We start from the raw sequence: 17177 nt of genomic DNA, 5'->3' as shown, positions 1-17177 counted from the left end.
GCGCCGGGTACGAGGCATCGCGGGCGGAACACTTCCTGTTCAGCCCCACCCGACGAGGCGAAAAAACAGCAAACCTCCGGGCGGGGCAAGCGCCACCACAGGGATTCTACGGTTCGACGTAGCCCTCGGCGCCCAAACGCAGCACCCCGGCCTTTGGATCCCGTTCGAAGACCAGGCCCCCGCGCGCGGAGCCCTGGCCGGGCACATAGTCGAAGACCGCGCGGCGTTCCTCCACGACCGTCCCGCCCTGTTCCAGACGCCCGACCACCTCCACGTCGGCGGCCGTGGCGTAGCTGTCGTTCCGCACCTCGATCTCCGCCACATGGCCCGACGCCTGGGCGTGCACCGCCCGCAGCCTGATCTCGAGGTCCGGGGGGGCGGCCGTCGTGTCGACCGCCTCCCAGACCGAATAGCCGAGCACCGCCAGGGTGAGCACAAGGCCCACGCCGGCGGCGATCCACTCCGCCAGCGGTGTCCGCTGGACCAGGGTCGCCGGGGCCTTGGCGGCCGGTTTCCTGCGCGCGGCCATGGCCTACACCAGGAGCCGCGCGGCGGCCGCGCCGAGCGAGGCCGGGAAGCCCAGGACGATGGCCGAGCGCACCGTCTCGGCCACGCTCGCATGGTCCAGCCGGCCGAAGGTCCACAGGATGTAGAGGCTGACCAGCAGGGCCGCGCCGTAGCCGGCCAGGGTGTAGTGGACGAAGGCCCGCGCATGTCCCTCGTGCTCGGCCTGGCCGCCGAAGCCCACGGTGTAGACCAGGGCGTGCAGCAGGATCAGCGAGGCCGCCACCGCAGCCACCGCGTGCCACGGTCCCATCTGGTAGCCGATCAGCACCATCTCCTCCGTCGGCGCGACGTTGAACGCCAGGAACAGGGCCCCGGCCGTCATCAGGAACAGCTGCCCGAGGTAGCCCGCCCGCTCCTCCCTGGGATTGTCCGCGCCCTCGCCGTTCCCCTGCAGCTGCTTGTTGGCGACGATGGCCCCGATGCTGGCCGGCGCCGCCTGCACCGCCACCTTGCCGACGATCTCGCGCAGAGGCATGTCCGGGCCCAGCAGGCCGAAGAGCGTGAGCAGCGCCGCCGAGACCACGAAACCCACGGCCAGGGCCGCCAGGGCGTCGAGCACGTCGTCGGCGGCGCTCTCGGACTCCCGGAAGCCTGCGAACACCGCCAGGCCGTAGACCACCGCGCTGGTCACCAGGAAGAACAGCGCCAGGCGCAGCCGGTCGACGTAGAAGCCCAGCTCCCACATCTCCATGGTCATGATCAGCGGGAAGCTGAAGATGATCGCGCCCGCGGCGGCCCGCGCCAGCCCGCGCCCGTAGCTCTCGTCGAGGCTCACCTGACCCATCCGCCCTCCAACGCACGAACGGTCAAGCTTGTGCCAATCGAGCGGATGACGCCGCCAACTCCCCTGTCACGGCCTGCAGATTTCCTGCGGGCGGCTCGCCTTGCGGGTGTCGGACCCCTCCTCTAAGTCACGCCCAGGGCCGACCCGCCCGCCATCTCGGCGCGCGGAGATTTTCTTTTGATGTAAGGTCCCCCATGGACGCCCGCCTCGCGCCCGCCCCGTTCACCGAGACCCGCGACAGCCGCTTGCCCACGCCCTCCGCCGCCACGCTCACCCACCTGCAGCGCCTCGAAGCCGAGAGCATCCACATCATGCGCGAGGTGGTCGCCGAGGCGACACGCCCGGTGATGCTCTATTCGATCGGCAAGGACTCGGCGGTCATGCTGCACCTGGCGGCCAAGGCCTTCCATCCGTCCAAGCCGCCCTTCCCGCTGCTGCACGTGGACACCACCTGGAAGTTCCGGGCGATGTACGAGATGCGCGAGCGCATGGCCCGCGAGCTCGGCTTCGAGCTGATCGTCCACAAGAACCCGGAGGCCGAGGCCCGCGGCATCAACCCCTTCGACCACGGCCCGCTGCACACCGACATGTGGAAGACCGAGGGCCTCAAGCAGGCGCTCGACAAGTACGGCTTCGACGCGGCCTTCGGCGGCGCCCGGCGCGACGAGGAGAAGTCCCGCGCCAAGGAGCGCATCTTCTCGTTCCGCTCGGCCCAGCACCGCTGGGACCCCAAGAACCAGCGCCCCGAGCTCTGGCGGCTCTACAACACGCGCAAGAACCCCGGCGAGAGCATCCGGGTCTTCCCGATCTCCAACTGGACCGAGCTCGACATCTGGCAATACATCCACCTGGAGAACATCCCCATCGTCCCGCTCTACTTCTCCGAGGAACGGCCGGTGGTGGAGCGCGACGGGACGCTGATCATGGTCGACGACGACCGCTTCCCGCTGCGGCCGGGCGAGACCCCGCAGATGCGCTCGGTGCGGTTCCGCACCCTGGGCTGCTACCCGCTCACCGGCGCGGTGGAGAGCAAGGCGGCGACCCTTCCCGAGATCATCCAGGAGATGCTGCTCACCACCACGAGCGAGCGCCAGGGCCGGGTCATCGACCACGACCAGGCCGCCTCCATGGAGAAGAAGAAGCAGGAGGGCTACTTCTGATGGCCCACCAATCCGCGCTCATCGCCGAGGACATCGGGGCCTACCTCGAATCCCACGAGAAGAAGTCCCTGCTCCGCTTCCTCACCTGCGGCTCGGTGGACGACGGCAAGTCGACCCTGATCGGCCGGCTGCTCTACGATTCCAAGATGATCTTCGAGGACCAGCTGGCGGCCCTCGAAGCCGACTCCCGGAAGGTCGGCACCCAGGGCGGCGAGATCGACTTCGCCCTCCTCGTGGACGGCCTCGCCGCCGAGCGCGAGCAGGGCATCACCATCGACGTCGCCTACCGCTTCTTCTCCACCGACAAGCGCAAGTTCATCGTCGCCGACACTCCCGGCCACGAGCAGTACACCCGCAACATGGTGACCGGCGCCTCCACCGCCGACGCCGCCGTCATCCTGATCGACGCGCGCAAGGGCGTGCTGACCCAGACCCGCCGGCACAGCTATCTCGTCAGCCTCCTGGGCATCCGCCACGTGGTGCTGGCGATCAACAAGATGGACCTGGTCGGCTGGGACCAGGAGCGGTTCGACGCCATCGTCGCCGACTACCGCGAGTTCGCCGCCCAGATCGGGCTGACCGACTTCACAGCCATCCCGATGTCGGCCCTGCGCGGCGACAACATCACCGAGCCCTCGCCCCACGCGCCCTGGTATTCCGGCCCGCCGCTGATGCGCTGGCTGGAAGAGGCGCCGATCGAGGACGACCTCCGGGAGAAGCCCTTCCGGATGCCGGTCCAGTGGGTGAACCGGCCGAACCTCGACTTCCGCGGCTTCTCGGGCCTGGTGTCCTCCGGCGTGATCCGGCCGGGCGACAGGGTGAAGGTCCTGCCCTCCGGGCGCGAGAGCACGGTGGCCCGGATCGTCACCATGCGTGGCGACCTGCCCGAGGCCGTGGCCGGCCAGTCGGTGACCCTCACCCTGGCCGACGAGATCGACGTCAGCCGCGGCGACGTCCTGGCCGCGGCGGCCGCGCCGCCGGCGGTGGCCGACCAGTTCGAGTGCGCCCTGGTCTGGTTCGACGACGAGCCGATGCTGCCGGGCCGGCCCTACCTGATGAAGCTCGGGACCCGCACGGTCTCGGCCCAGGTCACCGAGCCCAAGCACAAGGTCAATGTGAACACCCTGGAGCGCCTGGCGGCCACCCGCCTGGAGCTGAACGAGATCGGGGTCTGCAACCTGGCGCTGGACGCCCCCATCGCCTTCGATCCCTACGCGGAGAACAAGGACCTCGGCGGCTTCATCCTCATCGACCGGATCTCCAACCGGACGGTGGGCGCAGGGATGCTGCACTTCGCCCTGCGCCGCTCCCAGAACATCCACTGGCAGGCGCTCGACGTGGACAAGGCCGCCCGCTCGGCCGCCAAGGGCCAGAAGGCGCGCGTCGTCTGGCTGACCGGCCTCTCCGGCGCCGGCAAGTCGACCATCGCCAACCTGGTGGAGAAGCGCCTCCACGCCGAGGGGCGGCACACCTACCTCCTCGACGGCGACAACGTCCGCCACGGGCTCAACAAGGACCTCGGCTTCACCGAGGAGGACCGGGTCGAGAACATCCGCCGGGTCGCCGAGGTGGCCAAGCTGATGGTCGACGCCGGCCTGATCGTGCTGGTCTCCTTCATCTCCCCGTTCCGCGCCGAGCGCCGGATGGCCCGCGACCTCATGGAGGACCGGGAGTTCGTGGAGGTGTTCGTCGACACCCCGCTCGCCGAGGCCGAGCGGCGCGACGTGAAGGGCCTCTACGCCAAGGCCCGCGCCGGCCAGCTCAAGAACTTCACCGGCGTGGACAGCCCCTACGAGCCGCCCGAGCGCCCGGAGATCCGCATCGACACGACGAAGCTCTCCCCTGAGGAGGCCGCCGAGAAGATCTTCGACTGGCTCGAAGGCGGCGGTTTCGATCCCGTCATCTGACGCTCGCGCTTAGTTGAACGGACGGTCGGAACTGTCCCGCTTGGCGGCGGTTACCTTCCGCAGTCCCGGCCAAGCCGGGCCATGAAGCCCTCGAGTTGAGGCCCGGCGACCCCCGCATTCCGGTCGCCGGGCCTTTTCGCGTCTGGCCACGGCCCAGCTTGTTCGTCCATCCTCCCGGCGGGCGAAGGGGGACGGATCCATGGGCTTTCTGTTCATCGGGCTGCTGCTGGCGAGCGCGATCGGCGCCGTGCTCGCGACCCGCCTCTCCTTCCGCGGCTGGGGCCCGCCGACCTTCGCCCAGGTCTCCGCCGTCACCCTGACCCCGCTGTCGGTGGTCTTCGGCTTCACGGTCGCCTTCCTGGCCGCCCAGGTGTGGGGCTCCTGGGACCGGGCCGTGGGCTTCGTGGGCCAGGAGGCCAGCGCCCTGCAGGAGAGCGTGGTCCTGGCCGAGGCCCTGGACCCCGCCCTCGGCCGCGCCCTGGCCGCGGACATAGCCGTCTACGCCGCCGCCGCGCCGGCCGAATGGCGGGCGATGGAAGCCCGCACGGAGACCCTGCGCGCGCCGCCCGCCGGCCTGCTGCAGGCCGTCCACCGCGTCGCCACCTATTCCAGACCGGACGCCGCGGCGGCCACCGACAGAATCCTGGCTGCGCTCGACACCGCCCTCGACGCGCGCCGCCACCGGATCCTGATCAGCGAGACCGGCGCGCTCGGCCTCGGCCGCTGGCTGGCGGCCGCCGTCCTGGCCATGTGCCTCCAGCTCACCATCGCCATGGTCCACGCCCACGACCGGCGGGCCCAGCTCCTGACGGTGGCGGTCTTCACCGTCGCCGCCGTCACGGCGCTCGCCATGGTGGCGGCCTTCGACCAGCCGTTCCGGGCCACGCCGGCCGGCGTCCAGCCGCATGCGCTCCTGGAGCTGGCGGCGCCCCCGCGCGCCCTCCCCTAGAACTCCAGGACGATCTTGCCGAAGTGCTCGCCGCCGGCCATGGCGGCAAAGGCGGCGCGGGCCTCCGTCCAGGGATAGACCTTGTCCACCACCGGCCGGATCCGGTGCAGCTCGATGGCCCGGCACATGGCCTCGAACATGTCGCGCGAGCCCACGAACACGCCCTGCAGCTTGGCCGCGTTGCCGATCAGGGCCGCGGGGTTGAAGCCCTCGCCCGCGCCCGCCACCACGCCGATGATGGCGATGTGGCCGGCGATCCGCACGGCGCGCATGCTCTGCTCGATGGTGCCGCCGCCGCCGACCTCCATGATGAAGTCGGCGCCGCGCCCGCCGGTCGCCTCGCGCACCGGCTTCGACCAGTCCGGCGTCTGGCGGTAGTTGACCAGGTGGTCGGCGCCCAGGCCCCGGGCCCGCTCCAGCTTGTCGTCCGACGAGGAGGTGATCAGGGTCCGGTAGCCGGCGGCGTGGGCGAACTGCAGGCCGACGACCGACACCCCGCCCGTGCCCTGCAGCACCACGGTGTCGCCCGGCTGCAGCTTGGCGTCCTCGAACAGCGCCCGCCAGGCGGTCAGGGCCGCGCACGGCAGGGTCGCCACCTCCTGGTCGGTGAGGAACTCGGGGACCTTCGACAGCCCCTCCTGGCTGAAGGTCTGCAGCTCCGCGCCCGCCCCCGGGATCGGGAAGCCCAGCGCCGTCATCGCCTTCTCCAGCGTCGGCGGGCCGGAGGTCCAGCCCTGGAAGAACATCGTCGCCACCCGGTCGCCCGGCTTGAAGCGGGTGACGCCCTCGCCCACCGCCTCGACCACGCCGCAGCCGTCCGAGAAGGGCGTGATCACGTCCGTGGTGCTGGCCGAGCCGCGGCCGTACATGCCGTTGACCATCAGCAGGTCGCGGTAGTTCAGCGACACCGCCTTCATCCGCACCAGCACCTCGCCCCGGCCGGGCGTCGGATCGGGCAGCTCCACCACCTTGATGGCGTCCAGGCCCCACGGGGCGGCGACGTTCAGTGCGCGCATGGTCAGTCCTCCTGCCGCGGATTTGCCGCCGGGCTCACCCCGCCCGCAAGCCTGTCGCCACGTCAGGGTCGGGCCCCTGGCCCTCCTCCTCGATGGAGGAGGGTTGGGTGGTGGTGTGGCCGCTGGGCTGACGGAGTGGCGCCGTTGGGCGCGGCGCCCATTCGCTCTCCTCGCCCCGTCGCCCTGCCACCACCACCATCCCTACCCTTCCTCCCTCGAGGAGGAAGGGGCGCGCACCCGGCGGGTTCGCCGGACGACCCGCTCAGCCCCGCGCGCTCGGCAGCAGGGCCCTCTCACCCCACTGGTCGGGATCGTGGCCGTAGATCATCACCGTCTGCGGCCCGCGCATCGCCATCAGGGCGTCGAGCGAGCGGTTCATGGCGGCGTGGTCGGCGTAGGCCGGGAAGTTGCGGCTGACCGCGGACTCGGCGGTGTAGCAGGCGTCCCCCACCAGGATGTGGTCGCCCTGCTCGCTGCGCACCCGCAGCGACTGGTGGCCAGGCGTGTGGCCGTGGCTGGGGATGCAGGTCACCGAGCCGTCGCCGAACAGGTCGTGCTCGCCGTCCACCAGCCGCAGCTGGTGGCCGAGGTCGAAGAACCGCTTCGGCAGGAAATAGCGTCGTGAGGTCTCCTCGTCCGCGCCGGCCGCCCATTCCTTGGCCTGCACCACCACGGTGGCGTTGGGCAGCGAGCCCAGTCCGCCCGAGTGGTCGAAGTGCAGGTGCGAGAGCACCACGTAGCGGACCTTGGCGGCGTCGATCTCCAGCCGCTCCAGGTGCCGGCCGAGCGTCTCGTCGGCGGTCAGCGACACGTCCATGCCGCCTTCGCGGAGCCGCTGGCGGTAGGGGTCGTCGGCGTCCTGCATGTCGTCGTGCAGGCCGGCGTCGAACAGGGCGACCCCCTCGGGGTGCTCGATGACGTAGAACGGCACCGGCACGGCCACCCGCTCGGCGGCCATGCCGAGACCCGCGCCGGGGCTGTGGAACTGGCCGCAGACGCAGCCGAACAGGCGGGTCATGGTCGCCTCCTCTCGGACGGGGTCCCCTCAGACGGGATCCAGGCGACGCACTCCATAGAGCCTGACGGCGCCGATCAAGCCCGCAATGCAGAGCGCGGCCATGAGCAGGTAGCCCTGGGCGCCGTGGCGGTCGAACAGCCAGCCCGAGGCGATGGTGGCGAGCCCCGCCAGCACGCCCCCCGACAGCGCCGAGTTGATCGCCTGCGCGGCCGAGGCGTTGCGCGGCGTCGCCAGCCGCTCGACGAGCTGCAGCGAGGCCAGGAAGGTCGCCGCATAGCTCAGCACGTGCAGCGCCTGCAGCGGGAACAGCAGCCAGAGCGGCGGCGAGAAGGCGAGCGCCACCCAGCGGACCAGCGCCGCGGCCCCGCCCAGCACCAGAAGCCGCCGGGGCCCCACCGCGCGCCGCCACGGCTCCATGAACCACAGGAACAGCACCTCCGCCGCCACGCCGACGGCCCAGAGCACCCCGGTCATGCTCTCCGCGATCCCCTGCTGCTTCCAGGAGAGCGCCGAGAACGAATAGTAGAAGGCGTGCGCCGACTGGATCAGCCCGGCCGAGACGACGGCGGTCATGAAGGCCTGGTCCTTGAGCAGACCGGTCAGCCCGGCGAAGCGCTCGGCGGCTCCCGCCATCGGCCCGCCTTCGTGCACCTCGTCCGGCGGCAGCAGCAGGCGCGCGCCGAGGCTGGCCAGGGACGCGGCCGCCACCATCCAGACCAGCACCAGCTCCGGCGAGCCGCGCGCCACGAGCCAGCCGACCACCAGGTTGGCAACGATGAAGGCCGCCGAGCCGATCCCCCGGGGCCAGCCGTAGTTGAACCCGTCCCGCGCCGCGCGCCTGAGCACGATCACGTCGGTCAGCGGCGACAGCGTCGAGAACATCGAGGAGGCCGCGAACCACACCACCGCCCACCAGACGAAGCCGAACGGCAGGGCCATCAGGGCGAACAGCCCCGCCACCGCCGCGCCCATCAGGATCAGGGCCGTGCGCCGCAGCCGGAAGCTGTCGGCCCACACCGCCAGCAGCGGCGCGGTGAACGCCCGGGCCAGCATCGGCAGCGACAGGATCAGCCCGATCTGCGCGCCCGACAGCCCCCGGTGCTCGAACCACACCGGCAGGTACGGCGAGCTCGCGCCCGTGCCGATGAAGATGGCCCCGTAATAGAGGCCCATGCGGACCGCGGGCGTCATGGCCGCCTTCTAGCCGGAGTCGGCCCCCGGGCGCTCGCTTTGCGGCTTGAGGCCGAACATCCGCCGCACCGGCCTCCAGGGCCGGATCGCCACGTGGTAGGCCCCCAGCGGCAGCAGCCCTGCGGCGCCCAGCAGCGACGCAGCCTCCAGCGCCAGGGGGAGTCGCAGCGGGAAGACGAGATAGGCCGCCGCCAGCATCGCCGGCTGGTGCAGGACATAGACCGGCAGCACCGCCTCGTTGAGGTAGCCGAGCGCCGCCGACGGCCGGTCCAGCCAGCGGGCGGCGTAGCCCGCCACCGCGAGCACGGCGGTCCAGCCGTAGGCGCCCTGCAGGGCCCGGTAGAGGACGGCCGGGCCTAGGTCATCCGGCTGGGCCAGCACGACCGCACGGGCGGCGAGGTATAGCGCGAGCAGCGCCGCGGCGGCGGCTAGCAACGTGCGTCGGCGGGCCCTGACCGCCGCCCAGGCGTCGTCCCGGTGGGCCAGCAGCGCGCCGGCGGCGAACAGGCCGAGCCACTTCAGGTGCGCGCCCCAGTCGTTGTAGAGCGCGTGGGTGACCGGCGCGGCGGTCCCGATCAGCACGTCGGTCGCCGCCATCCAGAAGCCGGGCGCGACCAGCAGCAGGGCGGGCGGCGGGACGGGCGGACTGCGGCGCCGGAAGGCCGCGGCGGCGGCCGCCAGCAGCAGGGTGTAGGGCAGCAGGTAGACCAGGAACCACAGGTGGTCCCAGGTCGGCATGGGGCGGCCGAGCGCCCCGAACAGGCTCCGGTCGCTCGTCAGGTAGGACGTGAACCAGAAGTCGAGGTAGCCCTTCGCCGTGTCCCCCTGGGTCAGCAGTTGCACCCAGACCTGCAGCGGATTGACCAGCAGCATGCCGGTCAGGATCACAGGCCCGAGCCGCGCCAGCCGGTCGAGCGCGAAGCGGCCGGGCCCGAGCTTGCCGATCAGGAACCGGCAGGCGACGCCGGAGATCACGAACAGCAGCGCCATCCGCCAGGGGCTCAGCGCCTCCAGCAGCCATTCGACCGCCGGATAGGTGACCGGGCTCTTCAGGTTGTAGTCCCAGCCCGAGTACATCAGGCCCACGTGGAAGAGGATCAGGCCGCCGAAGGCCAGCACCCGCAGCCAGTCCAGGAAGTAGCGTCTCGTCGGCATCCCGCCCTCCGTTTGGGAGAGCTGGCCCGGGTCCGGCGGGGCGCGCGCCCCGGTTCCTGAAAATTGCAGGATCTGGCGCGGCTATGCGGAATCCGGCGCGTCCGCGGCCGCCAGCCGGCGCGCGCGGTACTCCGAGGGGGTCAGCCCCGTGACCTCCCGGAAGCCGCGGCTGAACGTCGTCATGGAGTCGTAGCCGCAGGACAGGGCGATGGTCAGGATCGGGGTCCGCCGCTCCGCCGGGTCCGCCAGCCGGTCGCAGGCCTCGCGGACGCGGTAGGCGTGCAGGAAGGCGTTGAAGTTCCGGAAGCCGAGCCGCTCGTGGATCAGGCCGCGAAGGCGGTACTCCGGCACGCCCACCTTCGCGGCCAGGCCGGCGAGCGTCAGCCGCGGCTCGTGGTGGACCTTGGTCTCCTCGAGCAGGCGCTGCAGCCGGACCAGCGCCAGGTCGTCCTCCTGCCGGCGGGTCTCGGCGGCCGCGGCGCGCCGCTTCGGCTCGGCGCCCAGGTAGGGCCCCACGTCACCCGCCATCAGTCGGGCGACGATGAACAGCACCAGCCCCGCGATCACCGCCGTCAGCGCCACGTGCCCCTGGTAGTTGGCGTAGCTGCCCTGGGGGATCACCAGGCGCAGGAGGAGACTGGAGGCCACGCCGTTCACCGCCAGGGCGATCGCCAGCACCGCCCGGCTGCGGCGGCGCGCCTCCACCAGGTCGGTCCGCCAGTAGGCCAGGGTCCAGACGATCGCCAGCCCTCCGAAGACCAGCTGCAGCAGCGCCGAGGCGAGGTTCAGCGCCCGCTCCCCGCCCACAGCATAGGGCGCGGCCTCGAGGCCGAACTGCAGGACCAGAAGCAGGCCCAGCCACGTCGGGAACCGGCCCCGGTCGGTGAACAGCGAGTGGGCCAGCATCGCGAACAGCCCCGGCGCCAGGTTGCGGACCACGTCCAGCGCCGGCGCCGCCGCGCCGAAGTCGAACCGGTAGGGCTCGGCGATCCACGGCCCGTACTCGGCCCGGCCCAGCGCCACGTGCGCCACGCCGGCCACGCAGACCGCCAGCACCAGCCAGGCCTCCCGCCGCCGCGGATAGGCGCCCGCCACCCGCGCCCCGATCAGCAGCAGGCCGGCCATGGTCACCAGGTCCAGGCCCAGAAGCGCGAACTCCACGGACGTCCCCCCTGCCCGCCGCGAGGCTACAGGGCCTCGCCCCGCAGCGCACCCGCCGCTGATCGCCGGCGCTTTTCTTTGGCCCTCCGGCCCCGCCGGGTTACCGTCTCGGCCACGGCCACAAGCCCCTCGTCCATGTTGACGTGAAACGGCGAAAAAAGAGCGCGGGAGGGATGGATGTCAGGCGGGAACAGCCGCGATCGTGAGCTTCGCGACCGCGCGGCGGCGGTGATCCCCGGCAGGATGTACGGGCACCAGTCGGTGGCCCTACTGCCCGACGACTACCCGCAGTTCTTCGAGAAGGGCGAAGGCGCCCACATCTGGGACGCCGACGGCCGGCGCTACCTGGACTTCATGTGCGCCTACGGCCCGAACCTGTTCGGCTACGCCAACCCGGAGATCGACGCGGCCTACGTCCGCCAGCTCGGCCAGGGCGACACCCTCACCGGCCCGACCGCCCTGATGGTCGAGCTGGCCGAGGCGCTGGTCGCCATGGTCGGGCACGCCGACTGGGCGATGTTCTGCAAGAACGGCACGGACGCCACCTCCATGGCGCTCGTCGTGTCCCGGGCTCACACGAGACGGAAGACCGTCGTCCGCGCCAAGGGCGCCTACCACGGCGCGGCCGCCTGGTGCACGCCCAGGCCCGCGGGCGTCATCGAGAGCGACCGGGCCCACCAGATCTTCTACGACTACAACGACGTGGCGAGCCTGGAGTCTGCCGTGGCCCGGGCCGGCGACGACCTCGCCTGCATCTTCGCCGCCCCGTTCCGCCACGACGCCTTCGTCGACCAGGCCGAGCCCGATCCGGCCTACGCCCGCCGCGCCCGCGAGCTCTGCGACGCCACCGGCGCCCTGCTGGTGGTGGACGAGGTCCGCGCCGGCTTCCGGCTCGCCCGCGACTGCTCCTGGAGCCGTATCGGCGTGGAGCCCGACCTCTCCACCTGGGGCAAGTGCCTCGCCAACGGCCACGCGCTCTCGGCCCTGCTGGGCTCGGACAAGGCGCGCGCCGCGGCGGCCTCGGTCTATGTCACCGGCTCCTTCTGGTACGAGGCCGCGCCCATGGCCGCGGCGCTGGAGACCCTGCGGCTGATCCGCGAGACGGACTACCTGGAGCGCATCACCGCGCTGGGGACCCGCCTGCGCACCGGCTTGGCCGAGCGGGCGCAGGCCGCGGGCTTCGGCTTCCGCCAGACCGGCCCGGTGACCATGCCGCTCTTCCTGTTCGACGAGGACCCGGACCTCCGGAAGGGCTTCTGCTTCGCCTCCGAGATACTGGCGCGGGGGATCTACACCCACCCCTGGCACAACATGTTCCTGTGCGCGGCCATGACCGACGCCGACATCGAGGCCACGCTGGACGCCGCCGATGGCGCGTTCGGCGCCCTCAAGCGCCAGGCCGGCGCCCTCGGTCCCGTCGACAAGCTCGCCTTCCTTTCCGCCGGAGCCCGCTGATGCCGAAGATGACCACCTATTCCGAGTACGATGGCCTGGGCCTGGCCGAACTGGTGGCCACGAAGGCGGTGACGCCGGGCGAACTGGTCGAGGCCGCCATCGAGCGGATCGAGCATCACAATCCGACGCTCAACGCCGTGGTCCACAAGGGCTACGACGACGCCCGCCGCTGGGCGACCGGGCCGCTGCCCGACGGGCCGTTCAGGGGCGTGCCCTTCCTGATCAAGGACCTGGGCGCCCAGGTGAAGGGCTGGCCGCGCACCTCGGGCAGCCTGTTTGCGCAGGTCGCCGCCGACACCGAGGACAGCGAGCTGGTGAAGCGCTACCGCGCCGCCGGCGTGGTCCTGCTCGGCAAGACCAACACGCCGGAGTTCGGCATCCCCGGCGTCACCGCCTCGGAGCGCCTCGGCTCCTGCCGCAATCCCTGGAATCCGGACCACATCTCCGGCGGCTCGTCCGGCGGCGCGGCCTCGGCCACGGCGGCGGGCATCGTGCCCATGGCCCACGCCAGCGACGGCCTCGGCTCGATCCGCATCCCCGCCGCCTGCTGCGGCCTGTTCGGCATGAAGGTGACCCGCGACCGCACCCCGATCTGCGAGGTCTCCGACGGCGCGCTCGGCTTCTCCGTCCACCACGTGGTGAGCCGCACGGTCCGCGACAGCGCCGCCATGCTCGACGCCACCGACGGGGCGCAGGTGGGCGATCCGTTCCAGGCCCCGGCCAAGGACGGCCCCTACCTCGCCGAGGTGTCGAAGAGCCCCGGCCGGCTGCGGATCGCCTTCTCGGCCGAAACGCCGAGCGGCCGGCCGATCCCGGACGAAATGATGGCGGCCCTGCTCCGCACCGTGGACCTGCTCAAGGGGCTCGGCCACGAGGTGTTCGAGCGCGGCCTGGGCGTCGACCAGCGCCTGCTCTACCGCGCCCAGGGACTGGCGAGCGCGTCGAACTTCTCGGCCAACGTCCAGCGCTGGGTCGAGGCGCTGGGCCGTGAACCGGAGGAGGGCGAACTGGGTCCCCTCGCCCGCCGAGGCTACGAGGCCGGCAAGCGCGTCACCGGGCAGCAGGCCTTCTGGGGCTTCCAGCAGCTCCGCCTGATGAACCGGCAGATCCTGGCGGCCTTCGAGGACTTCGACGTCTACCTGAGCCCGGTGATGGCGACGCCCGCGCCGCGCGCCGACTGGCTGGATCCCCTCGCCGGCGACCTCAAGGAGTTCGACCGCCGGCAGGCGGCCACCTATCCCTACACCCCGCCCTTCAACTTCACGGGCCAGCCCTCGATGTCCGTGCCGCTCTGGCAGTCGGCCGACGGCCTGCCGATCGGCATGATGTTCTCCGGCCGGTTCGCCGACGAGGCCACGCTCTACCGCCTGGCCGGCCAGCTGGAGAAGGAGGCGCCCTGGAAGGACCGCCGGCCGCAGGTGTGGGGCTGATGGGTCCCTGGCTGGCGGCCGCCGCCCTGCTGGGCCTGGCTTCCGTGGGCTTCGGCGCGTTCGGCGCCCACGGGGTCGCCGACCCCAAGGCGCAGGAGTGGCTGCGCACCGGCGCCCTCTACGGCTTCGTCCATGTGCTGGCGGTGTTCGCCGCCGCCTGGCTCGGCGCCCGGTTCGCCCCACCCTTCTTCCTGGCCGGGGTGGTCATCTTCTCCGGCTCGCTGTGGGCCATGGCGCTCGGCGCGCCGCGCGTGCTGGGCGCGGTGACCCCGATCGGCGGGGTCGCCTTCATGATCGGCTGGGCGGTGCTGGCCTGGGCCGCCCTGCGGACGCCTCAGGCCTGAGCCTTCGGCAGGGCCAGGGTCCGGAGCGCCACCGCCGATCCCACGAGCGTCGCCAGCATGACCAGGGCCATCGGCCTGGGCGTCCCGTCGTGCAGCACCCCGGCCGCCGCCGAGGCCAGGGCGCCGACGCCGAACGACGCCGCGCCCAGCAGGGCCGAGATCGAGCCCGACCGCCTCGGGTCCACGTTCAGCGCGCCGGCCATGGTGTTGCCCTGCATGAAGCCGTAGGTCGCCAGGAGCCCGAACAGCAGCGGCAGAACGGTCCAGCGCTCGCCGAGGCCCGTCACCGCCGCCAGGGCCAGCAGCACGGCCATGCCCACGGCGACGAGGCTGGCCCGCGACAGCACCTCGTCCGGCGTCGCCCGGCGCAGCAGCAGGCGGTTCACCTGGTTGGCCCCGATGATCCCCGCCGCGTTCAGGCCGAAGACCCAGCCGAACTGGGCCGCGGGCACCTCGTAGATCTCGATCAGCAGCTCGGGCGAGGAGGAGATGTAGGTGAACAGCGTCGCCCCGTTCAGCGCCCCGGCCAGGCCGTAGCCCACCAGCCGGGGCTGCCTGAGGAGCGCCAGGTAGGCGCGCAGCGGGCTCTCCGATCGCGCCTGCGCCGACGTCTCCTCCGAGCGCGACTCCTCCATCCGGAAGAAGGCCGCCAGACCCACCAGCACCCCGAAGGCCGCCATGAACCAGAAGATCGTCCGCCAGCCGCCCAGCGCCAGCAGGGCTCCGCCGAGCAGCGGGGCCAGGATCGGCGCGAGGCCCATGATCAGCATCATCAGGGAGAGCATCCGCGCCGTCTCGGTGTGGTCGAACCGGTCCCGGACCACGGCGCGGGACACCACGCCGCCGGCGCAGGCGCCCAGCGCCTGGACGAAGCGCGCGAGGATCAGCTGCTCGGCCGTGCCCGCCAGGGCGCAGGCGGCCGAGGCGGCCGCGAAGATCGCCGTTCCCAGCAGGATCGGCGGCTTGCGGCCCAGCCGATCGGAGGCCGGGCCGTAGAACAGCTGGCCGATGGCCATGCCGGCCAGGAAGGCCGCCACCGTCGCCTGGGTCTGGCTCGCGGAAGCGGACAGGTCCTGCCCGATCGCCGGCAGGCTCGGCAGGTACATGTCGATGGCCAGCGGGCCCATAGCCGTCAGCGAGCCCAGCAGGACCACGAGGCCCCACGGCGTGCCCGCGGGCCTGGACGGTTCGGGGATGGCTGACGTCACGAAAGGCTGCCTACTGTCTCCGCGCCGCCGCCGCCACATCCTTCGACGGCGCGGCGTTCAGGGAGGGCCGACATGTCCGCACTCGACACGATGATGCCGCCGGTGAAGCGCGCGCCGGTGAACGGCGTCGAGATCGCCTATTACGAGGCCGGTCCGCGCACCGGCGCGCCGATCGTGCTCTGCCACGGCTTCCCGGAGCTCGCCTTCTCGTGGCGGCGCCAGATCAAGGCCCTGGCCGACGCCGGGCATTGGGTGATCGCCCCGGACCAGCGCGGCTACGGCCTCTCCTCGGCGCCCGAGGGCGTCGAGGCCTACGACATCGACCACCTCACCGGCGACCTCGTGGGCCTGCTGAACCACCTGGGCGTGGAGAAGGCGATCTTCTGCGGCCACGACTGGGGCGGCATCGTCGTCTGGCAGATGCCCCTGCTGCATCCTTCCCGGGTGGCCGGGGTGATCGGCCTGAACACGCCATTCCTTCCCCGCGCGCCGGCCGATCCCATCGCCATCTTCCGCCACCGGTTCGGCCCCGACATGTACATCGTCTGGTTCCAGACGCCCGACGAGCCGGAGGCGGTGCTGGGGGCGAACGTCGAGAAGACCATGCGCTTCTTCATGCGCCGGCCGCGCGCCCTGCAGCAGGCGACCGAGCCCGCGGAGGGCGGCTCCACCTTCGCCTTCCGCGACCTCCTGCGGCAGTGGGACGGCTCGGACGACGGCGCGCCCCTGCTCTCCGGTGAGGAGCTCGCGGTATTCGTCGAGGCCTTCGAGCGCACCGGCTTCGGCGGGCCGGTGAACTGGTACCGCAACTTCACCCGGAACTGGGAGCGCTCCGCAGGGCTTCCCCAGCGGATCGACGACAGCCCCTGCCTGATGATCACGGCCGAGCTCGACGCCGTGCTGACGCCGGAGATGGCGGAACCGATGAAGACCCTCGTCGGCGACCTGGAGATGCACATGGTCCGCGGCTCCGGCCACTGGACTCAGCAGGAGAAACCGGACGAGGTGAACCGGCTCATCCTCGACTGGATGGACCGGCGCTTCCCGAAGTAGAAGGTCCGCATGGAACGCAACACGCCCCCGCCCGCCGTCTCCGGCTCCGTCAACCGGCGCGGGCTGTTCCCCGAGAGCGAGCCGTTCAACGCCGGCTGGCTGGCGACGGGCGGGCCGCACGAGATCTACTTCGAGGAATGCGGGAAGAAGGACGGCAAGCCGTGCGTCATCCTGCACGGCGGCCCTGGCGGGGCGATCAACCCGACCATGCGGCGGTTCTTCGACCCGGCGAAGTGGCGCATGGCGCTGTTCGACCAGCGGGGCTGCGGCCGCTCGCGGCCCAACGCCAGCCTCGAGGACAACACCACCTGGAGCCTGATCGAGGACATCGAGCGGCTGCGCGAGCACCTCGGCATCGAGAAGTGGTGCGTGTTCGGCGGTTCCTGGGGCTCAACCCTGGCGCTCGCCTACGCCATCACCCATCCCGACCGGGTGGAGAGCCTGGTCCTGCGCGGGGTCTTCCTGCTCACCGAACGCGAGCTGAGGTGGTTCTACCAGGACGGCGCGTCGATGCTGTTCCCGGATGCCTGGGAGCGGTTCTGCAAGCCGATCCCCCCGGCCGAGCGCGGCGACATGATCAGCGCCTACCACAAGCGCCTGACGCATCCCGACCGGCGCGTGCAGGCCGAGGCCGCAGCCGCCTGGAGCCAGTGGGAAGGCGACACCATCTCGATCCGTGGCCCCGAGGCCCGGCCGTCGAAGTTCAACGAGATCGACTTCGCCATCGCCTTCGCCCGCATCGAGTGCCACTTCTTCGCCAACGGCGGCTTCTTCCCGAA

16 protein-coding genes are annotated in these 17177 nt (G+C 71.7%); 8 read left to right on the top strand and 8 right to left on the bottom strand.

Going from position 1 to position 17177, the window contains the following annotated elements:
- Nucleotides 1-106 precede the first annotated feature (106 nt).
- Entirely contained in the window at nucleotides 107-529 is a 423-nt protein-coding gene (locus tag V7Z97_RS16365; protein WP_334164505.1) for a hypothetical protein, read from the bottom strand.
- A gap of 3 nt (nucleotides 530-532) precedes the next feature.
- Nucleotides 533-1351: a TIGR02587 family membrane protein gene (locus tag V7Z97_RS16360; RefSeq protein ID WP_334164504.1), complete on the bottom strand. Its 819-nt coding sequence runs from the start codon at nucleotides 1349-1351 to the stop codon at nucleotides 533-535.
- Nucleotides 1352-1545: 194 nt separating this feature from the next.
- On the opposite strand from V7Z97_RS16360, the gene cysD reads away from it, so the two are divergent.
- The 3 genes from cysD (at nucleotide 1546) to V7Z97_RS16345 (ending at nucleotide 5367) form a co-directional block, all read left to right on the top strand.
- Entirely contained in the window at nucleotides 1546-2511 is a 966-nt protein-coding gene (gene cysD, locus V7Z97_RS16355) for a sulfate adenylyltransferase subunit CysD (RefSeq protein WP_334164503.1), read from the top strand.
- Nucleotides 2511-4418, top strand: coding sequence for a sulfate adenylyltransferase subunit CysN (cysN, locus tag V7Z97_RS16350; protein ID WP_334164502.1), 1908 nt, complete (start codon nucleotides 2511-2513; stop codon nucleotides 4416-4418). Before cysD ends, cysN begins: the two co-directional genes overlap by 1 nt.
- A 199-nt stretch (nucleotides 4419-4617) precedes the next feature.
- The gene (locus V7Z97_RS16345) at nucleotides 4618-5367 is read left to right on the top strand and encodes a bestrophin-like domain (protein WP_334164501.1); all 750 of its coding nucleotides are present in this window, start codon (nucleotides 4618-4620) and stop codon (nucleotides 5365-5367) included.
- On the opposite strand, the gene V7Z97_RS16340 is transcribed toward V7Z97_RS16345, so the two are convergent.
- The 5 genes from V7Z97_RS16340 to V7Z97_RS16320 all read right to left on the bottom strand — a co-directional run bounded on the left by V7Z97_RS16340 (nucleotide 5364) and on the right by V7Z97_RS16320 (nucleotide 10908).
- Nucleotides 5364-6383 carry a zinc-dependent alcohol dehydrogenase family protein gene (locus tag V7Z97_RS16340; protein ID WP_334164500.1) on the bottom strand — a complete coding sequence of 340 codons (1020 nt, stop codon included), beginning with the start codon at nucleotides 6381-6383 and terminating at the stop codon, nucleotides 5364-5366. The genes V7Z97_RS16345 and V7Z97_RS16340 overlap by 4 nt on opposite strands.
- 262 nt (nucleotides 6384-6645) lie before the next feature.
- Nucleotides 6646-7401 carry an N-acyl homoserine lactonase family protein gene (locus V7Z97_RS16335; protein ID WP_334164499.1) on the bottom strand — a complete coding sequence of 252 codons (756 nt, stop codon included), beginning with the start codon at nucleotides 7399-7401 and terminating at the stop codon, nucleotides 6646-6648.
- 27 nt (nucleotides 7402-7428) lie between these two features.
- A complete protein-coding gene (locus V7Z97_RS16330; RefSeq protein WP_334164498.1) occupies nucleotides 7429-8592 on the bottom strand; it encodes an MFS transporter in 1164 nt (387 codons plus the stop codon).
- 9 nt (nucleotides 8593-8601) lie between these two features.
- Nucleotides 8602-9747 carry an acyltransferase family protein gene (locus V7Z97_RS16325; RefSeq protein ID WP_334164497.1) on the bottom strand — a complete coding sequence of 382 codons (1146 nt, stop codon included), beginning with the start codon at nucleotides 9745-9747 and terminating at the stop codon, nucleotides 8602-8604.
- 81 nt (nucleotides 9748-9828) lie between these two features.
- Nucleotides 9829-10908, bottom strand: coding sequence for a helix-turn-helix transcriptional regulator (locus tag V7Z97_RS16320; protein WP_334164496.1), 1080 nt, complete (start codon nucleotides 10906-10908; stop codon nucleotides 9829-9831).
- A gap of 177 nt (nucleotides 10909-11085) precedes the next feature.
- Between V7Z97_RS16320 and V7Z97_RS16315 the strand changes: the two genes are divergently transcribed.
- The 3 genes from V7Z97_RS16315 to V7Z97_RS16305 are packed head-to-tail and all read left to right on the top strand — an operon-like array spanning nucleotide 11086 to nucleotide 14137.
- On the top strand, nucleotides 11086-12363 hold the full coding sequence (locus V7Z97_RS16315; protein ID WP_334164495.1) for an aminotransferase class III-fold pyridoxal phosphate-dependent enzyme: 1278 nt from the start codon (nucleotides 11086-11088) through the stop codon (nucleotides 12361-12363).
- Entirely contained in the window at nucleotides 12363-13793 is a 1431-nt protein-coding gene (locus V7Z97_RS16310; RefSeq protein ID WP_334164494.1) for an amidase, read from the top strand. Before V7Z97_RS16315 ends, V7Z97_RS16310 begins: the two co-directional genes overlap by 1 nt.
- Entirely contained in the window at nucleotides 13793-14137 is a 345-nt protein-coding gene (locus V7Z97_RS16305) for a DUF423 domain-containing protein (RefSeq protein WP_334164493.1), read from the top strand. Before V7Z97_RS16310 ends, V7Z97_RS16305 begins: the two co-directional genes overlap by 1 nt.
- On the opposite strand, the gene V7Z97_RS16300 is transcribed toward V7Z97_RS16305, so the two are convergent.
- Nucleotides 14128-15345 carry a Bcr/CflA family multidrug efflux MFS transporter gene (locus V7Z97_RS16300; protein ID WP_334164492.1) on the bottom strand — a complete coding sequence of 406 codons (1218 nt, stop codon included), beginning with the start codon at nucleotides 15343-15345 and terminating at the stop codon, nucleotides 14128-14130. The two genes, V7Z97_RS16305 and V7Z97_RS16300, sit on opposite strands and share 10 nt — an antisense overlap.
- Before the next feature lie 72 nt (nucleotides 15346-15417).
- Between V7Z97_RS16300 and V7Z97_RS16295 the strand changes: the two genes are divergently transcribed.
- Both V7Z97_RS16295 and pip read left to right on the top strand, forming a co-directional pair.
- Entirely contained in the window at nucleotides 15418-16398 is a 981-nt protein-coding gene (locus tag V7Z97_RS16295) for an alpha/beta fold hydrolase (RefSeq protein WP_334164491.1), read from the top strand.
- A gap of 9 nt (nucleotides 16399-16407) precedes the next feature.
- A partial coding sequence (pip, locus tag V7Z97_RS16290) for a prolyl aminopeptidase (RefSeq protein ID WP_334164490.1) occupies nucleotides 16408-17177 on the top strand: 770 nt, incomplete at its 3' end.

Origin of the sequence: Phenylobacterium sp. (assembly GCF_036821595.1) — a bacterium.
Lineage (GTDB): Bacteria > Pseudomonadota > Alphaproteobacteria > Caulobacterales > Caulobacteraceae > Phenylobacterium.
This window is presented reverse-complemented; position numbering and strand designations above follow the sequence as displayed.

Bases quoted from the DNA above. Each gene is read 5' to 3' on its own strand.
- V7Z97_RS16310 (WP_334164494.1), top strand. From the start codon at position 12,363: ATGCCGAAGATGACCACCTATTCCGAGTACGATGGCCTGGGCCTGGCC.
- cysD (WP_334164503.1), top strand. From the start codon at position 1,546: ATGGACGCCCGCCTCGCGCCCGCCCCGTTCACCGAGACCCGCGACAGC.
- V7Z97_RS16305 (WP_334164493.1), top strand. From the start codon at position 13,793: ATGGGTCCCTGGCTGGCGGCCGCCGCCCTGCTGGGCCTGGCTTCCGTG.
- V7Z97_RS16315 (WP_334164495.1), top strand. From the start codon at position 11,086: ATGTCAGGCGGGAACAGCCGCGATCGTGAGCTTCGCGACCGCGCGGCG.
- V7Z97_RS16295 (WP_334164491.1), top strand. From the start codon at position 15,418: ATGTCCGCACTCGACACGATGATGCCGCCGGTGAAGCGCGCGCCGGTG.
- V7Z97_RS16340 (WP_334164500.1), bottom strand. From the start codon at position 6,383: ATGCGCGCACTGAACGTCGCCGCCCCGTGGGGCCTGGACGCCATCAAG.
- V7Z97_RS16330 (WP_334164498.1), bottom strand. From the start codon at position 8,592: ATGACGCCCGCGGTCCGCATGGGCCTCTATTACGGGGCCATCTTCATC.
- V7Z97_RS16345 (WP_334164501.1), top strand. From the start codon at position 4,618: ATGGGCTTTCTGTTCATCGGGCTGCTGCTGGCGAGCGCGATCGGCGCC.
- V7Z97_RS16360 (WP_334164504.1), bottom strand. From the start codon at position 1,351: ATGGGTCAGGTGAGCCTCGACGAGAGCTACGGGCGCGGGCTGGCGCGG.
- V7Z97_RS16335 (WP_334164499.1), bottom strand. From the start codon at position 7,401: ATGACCCGCCTGTTCGGCTGCGTCTGCGGCCAGTTCCACAGCCCCGGC.
- cysN (WP_334164502.1), top strand. From the start codon at position 2,511: ATGGCCCACCAATCCGCGCTCATCGCCGAGGACATCGGGGCCTACCTC.
- V7Z97_RS16325 (WP_334164497.1), bottom strand. From the start codon at position 9,747: ATGCCGACGAGACGCTACTTCCTGGACTGGCTGCGGGTGCTGGCCTTC.
- V7Z97_RS16365 (WP_334164505.1), bottom strand. From the start codon at position 529: ATGGCCGCGCGCAGGAAACCGGCCGCCAAGGCCCCGGCGACCCTGGTC.